The sequence below is a fragment of the Planktotalea sp. genome (assembly GCF_049680325.1).
Classification (GTDB): domain Bacteria; phylum Pseudomonadota; class Alphaproteobacteria; order Rhodobacterales; family Rhodobacteraceae; genus Planktotalea.
The window spans coordinates 1-14185 of sequence record NZ_JBAUHO010000259.1 but is presented as its reverse complement, the minus strand read 5'-3'; the positions used below and the strand labels follow the sequence as shown (position 1 = coordinate 14185).

The 14185-nt window shown below is 56.0% G+C and carries 12 protein-coding genes; 7 read left to right on the top strand and 5 right to left on the bottom strand.

Annotated features, from left to right (window positions below):
* On the top strand, positions 1 to 349 hold a 349-nt coding region (gene repC, locus WBC85_RS11845), incomplete at its 5' end, for a replication initiation protein RepC (RefSeq protein WP_424437209.1).
* Positions 350 to 426: 77 nt separating this feature from the next.
* Here repC and WBC85_RS11840 read toward each other — a convergent pair.
* A complete protein-coding gene (locus WBC85_RS11840; protein WP_424437206.1) occupies positions 427 to 1605 on the bottom strand; it encodes a cytochrome P450 in 1179 nt (392 codons plus the stop codon).
* 483 nt (positions 1606 to 2088) lie between these two features.
* On the opposite strand from WBC85_RS11840, the gene WBC85_RS11835 reads away from it, so the two are divergent.
* From WBC85_RS11835 to WBC85_RS11825, 3 genes are all read left to right on the top strand, one after another.
* A complete protein-coding gene (locus WBC85_RS11835; RefSeq protein WP_424437203.1) occupies positions 2089 to 3126 on the top strand; it encodes a TRAP transporter substrate-binding protein in 1038 nt (345 codons plus the stop codon).
* 64 nt (positions 3127 to 3190) lie between these two features.
* Entirely contained in the window at positions 3191 to 3709 is a 519-nt protein-coding gene (locus tag WBC85_RS11830) for a TRAP transporter small permease (protein ID WP_424437201.1), read from the top strand.
* Positions 3706 to 5034: a TRAP transporter large permease gene (locus tag WBC85_RS11825; protein WP_424437198.1), complete on the top strand. Its 1329-nt coding sequence runs from the start codon at positions 3706 to 3708 to the stop codon at positions 5032 to 5034. Before WBC85_RS11830 ends, WBC85_RS11825 begins: the two co-directional genes overlap by 4 nt.
* Positions 5035 to 5151: 117 nt before the next feature.
* Here the strand turns inward: WBC85_RS11825 and WBC85_RS11820 are convergent, their stop codons facing one another.
* The 4 genes from WBC85_RS11820 to WBC85_RS11805 all read right to left on the bottom strand — a co-directional run bounded on the left by WBC85_RS11820 (position 5152) and on the right by WBC85_RS11805 (position 8630).
* Positions 5152 to 5592, bottom strand: a complete 441-nt coding sequence (locus tag WBC85_RS11820; RefSeq protein WP_424437195.1) for a hypothetical protein — start codon at positions 5590 to 5592, stop codon at positions 5152 to 5154.
* A gap of 205 nt (positions 5593 to 5797) precedes the next feature.
* Positions 5798 to 6415, bottom strand: coding sequence for a MarR family winged helix-turn-helix transcriptional regulator (locus tag WBC85_RS11815; protein ID WP_424437192.1), 618 nt, complete (start codon positions 6413 to 6415; stop codon positions 5798 to 5800).
* A 20-nt stretch (positions 6416 to 6435) separates the two neighbouring features.
* On the bottom strand, positions 6436 to 7929 hold the full coding sequence (locus WBC85_RS11810; protein ID WP_424437189.1) for a sulfatase family protein: 1494 nt from the start codon (positions 7927 to 7929) through the stop codon (positions 6436 to 6438).
* A 29-nt stretch (positions 7930 to 7958) separates the two neighbouring features.
* Positions 7959 to 8630: a Crp/Fnr family transcriptional regulator gene (locus WBC85_RS11805; protein WP_424437186.1), complete on the bottom strand. Its 672-nt coding sequence runs from the start codon at positions 8628 to 8630 to the stop codon at positions 7959 to 7961.
* Between the two features lie 161 nt (positions 8631 to 8791).
* Between WBC85_RS11805 and WBC85_RS11800 the strand changes: the two genes are divergently transcribed.
* From WBC85_RS11800 to WBC85_RS11790, 3 genes are all read left to right on the top strand, one after another.
* On the top strand, positions 8792 to 9838 hold the full coding sequence (locus tag WBC85_RS11800; RefSeq protein ID WP_424437183.1) for a TAXI family TRAP transporter solute-binding subunit: 1047 nt from the start codon (positions 8792 to 8794) through the stop codon (positions 9836 to 9838).
* 84 nt (positions 9839 to 9922) lie between these two features.
* On the top strand, positions 9923 to 12259 hold the full coding sequence (locus tag WBC85_RS11795) for a TRAP transporter permease (protein ID WP_424437179.1): 2337 nt from the start codon (positions 9923 to 9925) through the stop codon (positions 12257 to 12259).
* A 9-nt stretch (positions 12260 to 12268) separates the two neighbouring features.
* Positions 12269 to 13831, top strand: coding sequence for a sulfatase family protein (locus tag WBC85_RS11790; protein ID WP_424437176.1), 1563 nt, complete (start codon positions 12269 to 12271; stop codon positions 13829 to 13831).
* The last annotated feature ends 354 nt before the right edge of the window (positions 13832 to 14185 follow it).

Below are 14185 nucleotides of genomic sequence, written 5' to 3'. Positions count from 1 at the left end.
ACAAGACATCAAAAGCCAAACTGTGCCTTCGGTTTCTCTACAGATGGTAGCGTCGCATTGCCTAGAAATAGGGCGCTATTTTGCAGAACCATTGCGAGATTGGTCAGACCTTGTCCAGATTGCCGATCGTCTCAGGCCAATGATGGGCGTAACCCGCAAGGTTTGGAAGAACGCCGTCGCAAGTATGGGATTAGAACAAGCTTCGGTCGTTTTGGCCGCTATGTTAGAGCGCTTTGATGATATCCGCTCGCCTAATGGGTATTTGCAATATCTGTCCAACAAAGCAGCAGCTGGTTCATTCACATGTACGCCTATGTTGCTTGCCTTGTCCCGTCGCACAACTGCTTAAGATACGCGAGTTCACAGTTGTGAACTCCTCGGAAGGGCCAAAGTTCACAGCTGTGAACTTTCGTGTCTGCGACCCGCTTATTGGAGTAATACGGGCATTTGTATTGGCCCCCGAAACCCGAAGCCGCGCCAGATTACATCATTGGTGTCCGGGATTGTCATATTCGGAAAACGATCAAAAAGCAGCGGTAACATAACCTGTCCAACAGCACGTCGTGCAACATGTGTCCCTTGGCAAAAATGCGGTCCATTGCCGAAAGATTGGTGCTGAACCTTATCGCGATACACGATGAATTCTTCACCGTTTTCGATCACGTCTTCATCGCGATTGGCACTGGCCTGAATGGTCATTACCGTATCGCCTTTTTCAATCAGGCACCCACGAATTTCGGTGTCTTCAACCGCAACCCGAGAGGACGCAGAAATCGGGGCGACCCAGCGTACACCCTCTTCAAAGGCCTTGTCCCAATCGCTGTTTCGTTTGACCTCTTCAAGCTGGTCGGGGTTGGTAAGAAGGCCATAGATAATTGTGTTCATCGCGTCGCGTGGTTCGTTAATTCCGCCGCCAATCGCTATCTTGATGTTGGCGTATATCTGCGTTTGATCGATCGGATTTTCGGCGTTCAGCATGACCGAAAAAGCCGAATTGTTCGGCTCTGCGCGATGGCGGTCTTGGAGGCTGTCGAACAGTGCATGCATTTCCTCGTTGGCACGATCCGCTCGGGCAAAAGGTTCGTCGCGCCAGCCAAAATTTCCTGCGCCATCAATCAGCGCTTGTGACCAGCGTTCCATCTGTTCATCGGTTGCGTCTTCCAGACCCAGCAACACCGCAAGACCCCGGGCGGCATAGGGGCCGGACAGGGCCGGGAAGAGGTCTACGATTTCACCGCGGGGTAGGCGGGCGACGTAGTCTTCGGCGATTTTCTGGTACTGGGGAACCCATTCATCGCGGATGACTTTGGGGGCAAATGCGGGGGCCATGGCCATACGTTCGCGCAGGTGTTCTTCGCCATCTTTACGCATTAATGTATGCGCCCAAAATGCCCGTTTCATCGGTGTGTTCGGATCGTCAGAACTGAAAAGCTCCGGGTTGTCTTTCACGTATTTGGTATCCGCAGCCTTGGTCAAAAGCGTGCGCCCTGCGGCTTTCACGCGGCAAACAGGGGCTTGGGCGCGTAGGCGGCGGTAGATGGGGAAGGGGTCGCGATCGAGTGCTTCGAGGGTGATGCTTTCATCAAGTGGTGCTTTGGCCGTCATGTCATTCCTCCCAGATCATCATGCAAAGTACTTACCCTTTTTCGCCCAAAATCCTGAGCGCATTCCGATGCCAGCGCGCAGGCCTCTAGCACAGTGTAGCAGGGTTCTTCCGCATGCGTGTGAAAATCAATTGCTTTGACTTCGGCGAAATCAACCATGGTGAATTCGTGCTGTTCGCATACGGCGCAAAGCCGCTATTCAACTAAACAGTTAAACAGCACAACGAAAATGACCAAACAGTTTCTTGGGGGCGCTGTGATTGGTGGCGGTCTGGAGATTGCGGCCTCGACCCATGTGCGCATTGCGGATACTACGGTGCGGACCGCATGCACGAGATGGTGTTGGCCGGACGCATCTATAGGGCTGAGGAGGGGCTTCGCGCCTTTTTTGGAGACGCGGGAGCCGAAATTTCGATAGGCGTAAAAAGATGTCTGTATCAAAGCAGGCCAGCGCTATATCATGTGCACATCAGGGAGGATGACTATGAACAAGAGAAATTTAATAAAGGGCGCGATTGCCGGATTTGTTGCTGCGGCGACTTTGGCAGGTGCGTCCTATGCGCAAGAAGTTACCTTGCGTTTGCACCAGTTTTTGCCACCGCCTGCGACGGTTCCGAAGGACATTCTGGTGCCTTGGGCCAAGAACGTTGAAGCGGCCTCTGGCGGGCGCATCGCGATCCAGCATTTCGACGCCATGTCTTTGGGTGGTCGTCCGCCCGAATTGATGGATCAGGCGCGCGATGGCGTGGTCGATTTGTCGATGACTGTTGTTGGCTATACCTCGGGCCGTTTCCCGCAAACCGAAGTGTTCGAGCTTCCGTTCATGATGACCAACCCTGTCGCAACGGCAGCGGCCTATTGGGAGCTGGTGGAAACCGAATTGCAGGCTGGTGAATACAAGGACGTCAAGGTTCTGGGTGCATGGGTTCATGGCCCTGGTGTGATCCACACCAAAGACGGCGTGAACAGCCTTGAGGACATGAAAGGTCTGACCATGCGCGGGCCGACACGCATCATCAATGATCTGTTGTCCGAGCTGGGCGCAGAGCCTGTCGGCATGCCGCTGCCAGCCATCCCCGAAGCAATTTCCAAGGGTGTTGTCAAAGGCACAGTGATCCCGTGGGAAGTGACGCCAGCAATTCGCCTGTCCGAGCTGGTCGGCCATCACACGGAGTTTTCGGGTGACGAGGCGCTATATGCGGCAGCGCTTGTACTGGTCATGAACAAGGCCAAGTACGAGGCGCTGCCAGATGATTTGAAGGCGATCATTGATGCGGAATCCGGTGCGAAGCTATCCACGTTTGCAACGCAAGTGATGTGGGACGCGGATGCGCCTGCGCGCGAGATTGCGGTGAAGGCGGGCAACACGATTGTCGAGCTTGACGCAGCAGAAGTCGCGCGTTGGAAAGAGGCGTCACGACCAGTTGTTGATCGCTGGATTGCCGATATGGATGCCAAAGGCATTGACGGCAAGGCGTTGATCGAAAAGGCCAAGGGCCTCATCAAGAAGCACGGCGGTTAAGCCAGTTGCAAAGTAAAAAGGGGAGGGCTGTCTGGCCCTCCCGCTTTTTTGATCGGGGTTAGGCATGTATCAGATCTTGAGCAGGATCGCCGAAGGCTTGGCGCGGGCGCTCGCGCTGGTGGGCGGCGCTGTGTTGGTGGGGATTATTGCGCTGACCTGCGTTTCGATCATCGGGCGGGTTTTTGTACCGCTGGACATCGGGATCGGTCCTATTCGCGGCATTTACGACATCACGGAAATTGCGATGGCGACGGCCGTCTTTGCCTTTTTGCCATGGGCGCAGATACGTGAGGCCCATGCGCGTGTTGATCTGTTCGAGCCGCGTTTTCCGCTGCGGTTGAACCGCTTGCTTGATCTGCTGTTCAACATTGCCATGGCCTTTGTTGCGGGCTTTGGCACGTGGCGGTTATATCTTGGCATGATGGATAAATATTCCTACGGCGAAACAACATTGATTGCGCAGATCCCTGTCTGGCAGGGCTATGCGGCCAGCCTAGTCGGGGCCTGCGGTTTTGTGATTGTCTCGCTGTTTTGTGCGCTACGCGCTGCGCGGCGGCTTGCTGGCATCGAGGATCACGCATGAGCAATATCGATCTCGCCCTGTGGTCCTTTCCGGTTCTGCTTGTTATCGTGTTTCTGCGTGCGCCCATAGCGTTGGCGATGATCGCGATAGGTGTTGGCGGCACGTATCTGGTTATCGGCAATCCGATGATGACGCTGAACCAGCTTAAGACGCTGACCTATGGTACGTTCTCCAACTATTCCTTTTCGATCATCCCGCTGTTCCTGCTTATGGGGCAGTTTGCGACGCTTTCCGGGATGTCGGCCTCGCTGTTTCGCGCGGCAGAGGCGTTCTTGGGGCATCGGCGCGGCGGTGTTGCCATGTCCGCGATCGGGGCCTGTGCCGGCTTTGGTGCGATCTGTGGTTCGTCCTTGGCGACGGCGGCGACGATGGGGCAGACGGCCCTGCCCGAGCTGCGCCGTTACGGTTATCCCGGTTCGCTAGCGACGGGGGCATTGGCGGCGGGCGGTACGCTTGGCATTTTGATCCCGCCTTCTGTCATTCTGGTGATCTACGCGATCCTTGCAGAGCAGAATATCGAAAAGCTGTTCATCGCGGCCTTGATCCCCGGTATTCTGGCCGCGATCGGCTATATGATTGCGATTTCGATCTGGGTGCGGGCCTATCCGAATTCCGCGGCTGTGAAAGATCGGGTCGCATGGCCTGAACGGTTGGTTCTGCTGGCCAAGGTCTGGCCCGTTATGGCGGTCTTTGTGGCGGTTGTCGGGGGTATCTACACAGGCATTTTCACCCCGACCGAAGCCGCCGCTGTGGGCGCCGCCGGCACGGGCATTATCGCGCTTGTTTCCGGTGAGTTGACCCTTGAGCGCCTGCGCGAGGCGATCCTGTCAACGGCCTCTTCAACGGCGATGATTTTCCTGATTATTCTGGGGGCAGGGATTTACAACAATTTCCTGTCGCTGACGCAACTGCCGCAAACCGCATCCATGTGGGTGGGTGAGCAGGGCTTTTCGCCATGGTTCGTGCTGACGCTGGTTCTGCTGATGTATCTCGCCTTTGGTTGCGTCATGGATTCGCTGTCGATGATCCTGCTGACGGTTCCGATTATCTTTCCGATCATGTCGGTTCTGGACTTCGGGATGAGCGTGAATGACTTCGGCCTGTGGTTCGGTATTCTGGTGCTGATTGTCGTGGAGGTGGGGCTGATAACGCCGCCTGTGGGGCTGAATCTGTTCATCATCAACGCGATGGCCAAGGACACGCCGATTTCCGAAACCTACAAGGGCGCGTTGCCTTTCGTGCTAACGGATATCTTCCGTGTCGTTGTGCTGGCGTGTTTCCCGGCGATCACGCTGTGGCTGGTCTGGGTGATCGACGCTTTGTAAGAGGGTGCGTGCGGTAGCCTTTCGCGGACGGGCTTTCCCGACAGACGGCACACCTGCGTTGTAGCATTTTAGGCCAAGACTGGCAGTTGTTCAGTTGTGACTGTGAAGATCGGCAAGCTATCGCGCGAGTTGTTTGCTCTTGGCCCACCAAATGAGAATGCGAAAAAGGCCGTAAAGGCAGAGCGTTGTTATCGCGACTGGAGCAAACGGTCTGCCCAAGGCCTCAAAGTTCGAAACGCGTGGTAAAAACGTTTCTGTTATCACCAGCCCCAACAAGCCTGCGCAACTTGCCATAAGCACAAGCGCGCCGATAACCACCCAGAATTTTTGAATCGGAATGTTGCTTTGGTCTTTCAATATGCCCATCAGCAACGCAAAATTTGACGGATGATAGGCAGCCCAGAACCCTTTCGCCTTTAGCAGGACGAAAGGCGGTACTGCCAGCAGGCCAATCGCACCGCACGACAGCAATACGACGAAAAGCGGCGCATGAAGGAAGACGCAAGCCACGCCCACGGCACTAGCGACAAATAGAAAACGCGGATCTTCGATTTCCATACCTTAGCTTTCCTTGCAGTAGCTAAACACAATCCATGAAACCCTCTTTATACGAAAGAAGGAAGTCTGGTCTACAGAGCACCAATTCGTCCTGCCAATTTACGCGTTTGGCTTCCAGGCGAGGGTCGGTAGGTGGGCGGGCAGGGCGCGCTTTTGCTGCATAACAATGGTGCCATCAGCGCGGTGACCGCTCCGGTTTTGCATGTTATTCATCCTCTCCGCGGGCTCTGATTTTCTTGAGCAGTGTGACCAGCGTTTGTGTCTCGTCGCTTGAGAGGTTCGAGAGCAATTCGGCCTCGTGTTTTTGGACGCTGTGCAAGGCAACCTGATATGCGGCATCGCCTGCCTTCGTCGTTACCAGCGCCTGCACGCGGCGATCACCGGGCACAGGCCTGCGTTTCAGAAATTTGCGCTGTTCGAGTTCATCGACGATTGCGACAAGGCCAGAGCGTTCAATCCCGAGTTTTCGCGCCAGCGCGCTTTGCGTGATGTTGGGAAATTGTGCCACAAGCGAGAGGGCGGCGAAGACCCGCGCTGACAATCCGTCAGCCCCCAGAGCGTCGCGAAAATCGTTCTGCATCACGATATAGGCGCGCTTGAGATTGTAGCCGACGAGGTCTTCCAGGTCGGCGGCTATTTCGGCGTTCCGGATTTCGAGTTTCCGCATTGAATTGGATACAGCCACGGCTTGCCCCATTGTCATTTGATGTTCTTGTTTATCGTAGATTGTTACATTGGTAAACGGTTTACGAGCTGAAGGATCAAGATCATGCAGTTGCCTACGCCGAGCCTTGAGCATGCGCGCGCGCAGCAATCGGTTCATGTGAAGCTGTTCGCGCTGCGTTAACCGCCGTCGTAGGCATATGTTGGCGCCCAATCGCGGCCCCATGCGGCGCGCCAAAGTTCGGCGCGTTCCGTGTTCTGCTTGGGCGTGCCACCCTTCCATAGATCTGCGGCGGGCAATGTATGGGCATCAAAGAACGTATCAATGCGGGCAGCGAGATCGGCGCACACATCGGCGAAAGCGGGGTCGGAGATCAGATTGGCCGTTTCGCTCGGATCATTGGCCACGTCATAGAGCGCATCGCTAAACGGGTTATCCCCGTCCGCTTTGAAGCGCTTGAAATATGCGAATTCCGCAGTGCGGATGACACGGGTTTCCTCCTGTTCGGAGTAGACCGCATCTTCGCCCCAATCGCCTGATTGCCCGTTAAGCAACGGCCTGAGCGAGCGGCTTGGCACATTGAGTGCGCCCTGGTCATTGGGCTGGCCCGCGTAATCGAGCAGCGTCGAATAGAGATCCATGTTAGAAACCATCGTGCTGGAGCGCTGATTGGCGCCGACACTTGGGCCATGGCGGACCAGTAGGGGTACGGAATGCGCCGCTTTGTGCATGTTGGACGGGTAGGTCGCCGCACCGTGGCCCCAGAACCCGTGCTGGCCAACCGACATCCCGTGATCCGATGTGAAGACAAGGATTGTATCCTCGGCCAGCCCCAGCCGCTCAAGCGCATCCATGATCTGCCCGACGCCATCGTCCACCATCGAAATCTGGGCATAGTAATTGCGCAGCGTCGGCAGATCATTTGGCGCACGCAGGATCATTGAATAATCCAGCCCGTCGCCAGAGTAGGTGTGGCGCAGCAAATACGCTTCGACGGCTTCTTTGCTTAGCCCCTCGCGGGGGATCGAGGTCATGGGGCAATCGTCATAGAGGGCGGAAAAGCGGTTGCGATCTGCCTCGCGCGTGGCGGGCCAATGACCGTAGGGCGCGGGGTAGGGCAGGTAGAGGAAGAAGGGTGTGTCGGACGCGGCCTGTTCTTCCATGAAGCCAATTCCGCGCTGGGTGAAAAGATCGACGGTATGCCCGTTATGATCGTAGGTTTCGCCGTTTTCTGTGATCGGGTTGCGATAAAAGCTGCGCACATGGCCATCGGCCATGGTGCACCAGTAGTCAAAGCCGTCCATGACGCTGGTCGGCTCGCCCAGATGGTATTTCCCGCAGAGCGCTGTTTTGTAACCTGCCTGTTGCAGCGTTCCGGGCAGCGTGCGCAGCCCGTCCAGCGCATGCCAGTTTTCGGGCCATTCGGCCATGTTGCGATCATCAATCCAGCTGTGAACGCCATGTTGCGAGGGCAGCAAGCCCGTCAATACAGACGCGCGGCACGGCGAACAAAAGGCGTTGGGACAAAAGGCATTGTCAAAGACCATGCCTTGCTGGGCCAAGCGGTCCAGATTGGGCGTGTGGATTTCGCTGTTGCCATAACAGGCAAGGGTCGAGGCCTGCTGGTTGTCGGTAAAGATCAGGACGATGTTCGGTTGCTTTTTCTGGCTCATCTGTTGTCCTTCTTTGTGCAATCGGTTGTTTAGCTTTCTTGCCCTGCCAGCTTTGCAATTGCGTCGCGATCCAGCAAGGTCACATTTCCACGGCCCGTTGAAATCCAGCCGCGACGCTGGAATTCCTGAAGCTGGCGCGAGACGACTTCGCGCGCGGTGCCAAGTTCTTTGGAGAGTTTTTCGTGTGTTGTCGCGATCTTGTCGTCCTCGCTTGGCAGTTTAATCAGAACCCCTGCGAGGCGCACGTCGAGGCGTTGGAAGGCGACTTCGTCGATCATCAGGAACAGGTCGGTGATGCGTTTGGAAAAGGCGGCGAATACGAAATCACGGAAGGATTTGGATTGCGCAACCAGATCATCAAACACAGTGCGCGGTACAGCGGCGGCTTTGACCTTGGTTTCCGTGATGCCTTCAGCGGAATAGTCGTCATAGGCAAGCAAGCAAGCGGTGGTAAGAACGCAGCTTTGTCCTGCTTCGATCCGATAGAGCACGATTTCGTGCCCTGTTTCGGAGACTTGCTGTACGCGCACGGTACCATCCAGAAGGAACAGCATGTTTTCGGGCGAGTTGCCGGGGCCAAAGAGCATGGTGTCTTTGGCCACTTCAATGATTGTGGACCGTGTGGTCAGCAGTTGCTTGGTCGGAAGGTCAAGGCGGGAAAGGCCGTGGAATCGTTCGACCCAGTCAGGGGTGTCTTGCATGTTGGCAGGCCTTCGCACGTTTTGGTTTAGTCCTTATGTCCCAATTGACCCGAGAGTGCAGCAATTTCAACGGGTGTGGTGAAATCTGTCTGAAAAATGCTTGATATGTTAAATAATATAGGGAATGCTGATTCCTGATAAAAAGTTTTTGGGAGGAAACTATGAAGTACACTGCAATTGCAGCGCTGTTGAGCGGCGCGATGTTGGCGGTGCCGGCTATGGCACAGGTCAACCTGACAGCGGAAACCGCAAGCCCGGGCGGCGCGACGCATCTTGCGCCAAGCCATTTGACCGAAATCGCAGGCACGCAAGGCATTGCCAATATTCAGCTGGCAGATGGTCAGACGCTGACCAATTCGCTTCAGAACGTTGCGGAAGGCAAGACAGACATTGCCAGCACGCCACATATTCTACCGTTCCTGATGAACCGCGGCGTTGGCCCTTATGGCGAACTTGGTGCGGAAAAGGGTGCGGAACTGGCGGGCAACCTGCGCGCGATCTATCCTTATATTCTGGGTAACTTTGCGCTGTTTGCTTATGATGCCAAGGGCATCACCGGCTGGGATGGCATTGAAGGCAAGAAGATCTTCAACGGTCCACCCCGCGGGGGCGCATTGACCAACGCGCGCGCGATGATCCAGATCACGACCGGCCTGAAAGAGGGCGAAGGTTATGAAGGTATTCAGGCCAACTGGGGTCAGGCCAATGCGGTTATCGGCGGCGGTGGCCCCGATGCGATTGTTCTGCCGGAAGTTTTCCCGAGCGGACGTACGTCTACATTAAGCGCTGCGGGCAAGATGACCATGTGGTCGTTGCCAAAAGACGTCTACGAGAGCGAAGCAATGCAGAAGTATATCAAAGCGCCGGGCTCTGCTCCGCTTGTGATGTCTGTTGCAGATGTTCAAGCTGCGCTTGGTGATGGCTTTACCATCGTGTCCGAAGACGACACGTTCCGCGGTTTTTCAACCGTTGGCGGCGACGTTGTGCACAAGGATATGGACGAAGAACTGGTTTATAAGCTTGTCTCTGCCTACATCGCGACAATGGATGATCTGAAGGCGAAAGCGCCGTTTGGCAACACGGTTGCCTTTGACAATCCTATGCTTGGCATGTGTGGTGCGAACCCTGTGAAATACCACAAGGGCGCAACGCGCGCTTGGGAAGAAGCGGGATACACGATCGAAGATTGCGCCAAAGACAACATGTAAGTCTGGCACGTCCATCTTGATATCACGCCGTCCCGGGTTCGGGGCGGCGTTCCTTTAAGCAGCACAGCACCTTTGAGGTAGCCCATGTCGAACGTTGAAAACCAAGGTCCGAGCAAGGCGGTTTTTCCGAATAAAGCCCTATATTTTCTGGCGCTGGTTTTCGTCTTTGTCGGCATTATCAACAGCACGCCGCAAATTCCCGGTTGGGAAGAGATGTGGCGCTCGATGACAGGTGTAAAAGACTTCAAGGTGAACAATTTCGCGACGGAATGGTTCTACCCCATCGCCTTTTTGGTGATGATGGTGATCGTCGCAATGAAACATTCGATGTGGCGAGAATGGCAGGGCACATCGCGCGCCGCATTCGGCCTGTTCATGGATGTGGCCCTGGTCGTTTCGGCGGTGGCAATTTCGATCACCTATCTGGTCGAAATTGATAGCGTTTGCATCGTCGATTTGATGAACGGTGACCGCGCCCGCCTGATTGCGGAATCTCTCAAGGCGGAAATCCAGTTTGCCGAAGACTACGGCCTGCCTGTTCCGGATTCGGTCGATGACCCCAAATGCATTTCAACCACCGGCATCTGGCTGGTGGTTATCATGGGCGTGTCGATGATCGTGTTTCTGGGCTATAACATCAAGGTCTGGGGACTGCCCCTTGTTCTGGTCGCGCTGGCGGTTGCGCTTTACACGATCGGGACTGTCTTCGTTTGGTATTTCCATGGCCCCGACGATATCAACAAGTACTTTATGACCAAGCTCGGCGGTGAGCCGCGGACATTCCTGGACGGGCGACCCAATGTGCATGATGCGCTGGTGAACAACGCCTCGGGGATGCTCGGGCGGTTCATGCACGTTATCCTGAACGTGGTGTTCCCCTATATTATCCTTGGTGCGATGTTCGGCAAATCTGCGGGCGGTCAAGCCTTGATAAAACTTGCCTTCCGCTGGACGCGCAACCTGCGCGGTGGCCCTGCGCATGCGGCGATTGTGTCCTCTGCAATGTTCGGCACCATCACGGGTGGCCCTGTGACCAACGTTCTGTCGACGGGTGTTCTGACCATTCCCATGATGCTCAAACGCGGCTTTAGCCCGACTTTCGCGGGCGGCGTCGAGGCGGCGGCGTCATCTGGTGGTTCGATCATGCCGCCTGTTATGGGCGTTGCAGCCTTTATTCTGGCTGCGCTGACAGCCACGCCTTATGGCGATGTCATCGTTGCGGCGACGATCCCGGCGATTGCCTATTTCTTCTGCCTGTTCCTGACGGCGATGTTCCAGTCACGCAAACAGGGAATTGAAGCCTACGGAGAGCTGACGCCTGATATGCGCGTCACGCGCACGGACATCTTGCACCTGATGCAAATCTTCCTGCCGATCCTGCTGATCCTGATTTTGCTGCTGTCCAAAAAGGACGTGGTTGGCTGTGGCCCGCTGGGCTGGTTGCTTGGCGTAGAAACCACGACAATTGACGGGGTCTGCCACGCAGGAAGCCTGCCCTGGCTGCTACAAATCTATCAGAACGCGGCAGGCGATGCGGGCGCAACGGGGTGGTGGGGCGCCGGCTTTGTGATCTTGCTGCTGTTCCTGGACAAAGAGTTCCGCAAGACACCGCGCCTTGTTCTTGATGCGCTGGCTGAGTCCGGCATCACCGTTTCTACGCTGTATCTGATGTTCCTTGCGGTCACTGTGATTGACGTGTGCCTTAACTTCACAGGCCTGTCCAAGTTCGTTGCGGTTGATGTCCTACGCTTCCTGCTGGCGCTGGATCTGGGAAGCGGCGACAACGCCTATATGATGTTCGTAGCGCTTATGATTACCATGCTATTGGCCGTCTTGCTGGGCATGGGGATGCCTGCGGTGCCAGCCTATATCAACGTCGCGCTTTTGATGGGTCCGTTGCTGATTGGTCTTGGTATTGCGACGTTCACTGCGCATATGTTCATCTTCTACTTCGCCGTAGCCTCGGCCATTACCCCGCCCGTTGCGCTGGCCGCTTTTGCGGCCTCCTCGATCACCAAGGCCGATCCGATGGCGACAGGGTTTAGCGCGGTGCGTTCGGGTATTGTGATGTTCTTCATTCCGTTCGTCTTTGCCTTCTATCCTGAAATCCTGCTGATCGATCAGGCGTTGATCGACCCTGCAAGCCCTGACAAGGCCTTCTTGCCGGGCTATGAGAACGGCGTTGAGACAATGCCCTTGTTGTGGCTTCTCGCGAAACTGGTGTTTGCGCTTTACTTCATTGCCAGTGCTTTGGCGCGTTTTGATCGCATCGCGCTGACGATGCCGTGGGTTGTGATCCGCCTTGCCATTGCAATTGGTGTGCTTATGCGCCCCGAGATGATCCATTTCACCGCGATCGGTTTGGGCATTGTGGTTTTGGTGCTGCAAAGCATGGCAGGCCGGCGCGCAGCGGCGGTTTAAATAGGTACGATGGAAAAACAACCTAATTTCCTGTTCTTCATCACCGATCAGCATCGGGCGGATTGGCTTGGATGCAGCGGTCATCCCGTTGTCAAAACGCCCAACATTGATGCGATTGCCGCCGACGGAACCCTGTTCGAGGATTTCCACGTCGCGCTGCCCGTGTGTATGCCGAACCGCGCGTCCCTGATGACGGGGCGGATGCCTTCGGTGCATGGGCTGCGCCATAATGGTTGCCTGCTGTCAGAGCGCGCGAATACCTTTGTCGATGTTCTGGCCGCCGCTGGTTATGCGACTGCGAGCATCGGTAAAAGCCATTTGCAACCTTTCACCGATCACCCGCCCTTGCGCAAGGACGACGCGGCAGAGCGGTTGGTGTCAGAGGCCTGGAAGCCCGACACAGGCACCTACACCAAGGAAGAGCCGGCGTGTTTTGCGGGCGATAAGGTGACGCCCTTCAACACGCCCTATTACGGGTTCCAGCATGTGGATATGGTCACGGGCCATGGGGATCAATGTGGTGGACAATACGGTCAGTGGGTGCGCGAAACCATCCCGGACTGGCAGGCGCTTTATGATCCTGCAAACGAGCTGGCGCATAATTACACCTGTCCGCAGGCCTATCGCACGCCTGTTCCCGAGGACAAATACCCAACCGCATGGATCGCGGATCGCGCGATTGAGTATCTTGAGGGGCGGTCAGGGCAGGACGATCCGTTCTTTGCCTTCGTGTCCTTCCCCGATCCACATCACCCCTTCAACCCGCCCGGCAAATACTGGGATATGTATGCGCCGGATCAGTTCGACGTTGATCTGCCCTATGCTGCCCACCAGAACCCGCCAGTGCCGCTGCAAAGCGCGCGCACCATGTGGGAGGAGGGCAAGTCACCACCCATCCCGCAAATGGCCTTCTATGCCGAGGACCAACATATCCGCGAAGCCAAAGCGCTTAGCGCGGGTATGATAACCATGATCGACGATCATATCGGCCGCGTCGTGCAGGCGCTAAAGGACAGCGGCGCGTACGAGAATACGGTGATTATCTTCACCTCGGATCACGGCGATTATCTGGGGGATTTCAACATGCTGCTCAAAGGGCCGCTGGTGCATTCCTCGATCACGCGGGTGCCGATGATCTGGTCCGATCCTGATACGCGGGCAGGGGTGCGTAGCGGTTCGATAGGTTCGACGATCGACCTGTCCGCCAGCATTCTGGATCGCGCAGGCCTGACGCCCTATGTCGGCATGCAGGGGCAAAGTTTCCTTGGCGCGCTGGACGGCACAGAACACCACCGCGACGAAATCCTGATCGAGATGAACGACGGCGGCCCGCGCATGGGTTTCAAAACGCCCGCACGTGTGCGCACGCTGCGTACCAGCGATTGGCGTTTTTCGGTTTATGCAGGGCAGGACTGGGGCGAGCTATATGACCTGCGCGCTGACCCGCGCGAGACGCATAATCTTTGGCACGATCCCGAATATGCGCAGGACAAAGCAGCCCTTTCGATGCGCCTGATCGAACATTTGACCTACCAAATGGACGAAAGCCCCCGCGCAAACCGCCTTGCGTAGGGTAGGGGGCAGACTGACACCCTAAGGATTTTGGTGCAGCGTACCAATTGAACCTGTCGCGTTTTTCGGCCTGTAAATCATTGTGTTTGTTAGAGTGAAATCTGTCCTATTCTGACACCGGTTTAATTCGCACAACGAAGGTCGGGTCTGCGGAGAGGCTGTGTGTAAACTCGGTTGATTTTCGTCCCGAGGACCGGTTTTTACGTTCACCGCCATCTCGGCGCAAAGCCCTCAACTCGACTGTTCTGATGGATTGTGAGGGCTGTCATGTCGACATCAGGCACATCCTGACATTTGGGTACTAAATTGAAGGCTAACGAGGCCCATTACGCCTTCATCGCCGCGATCATCGCT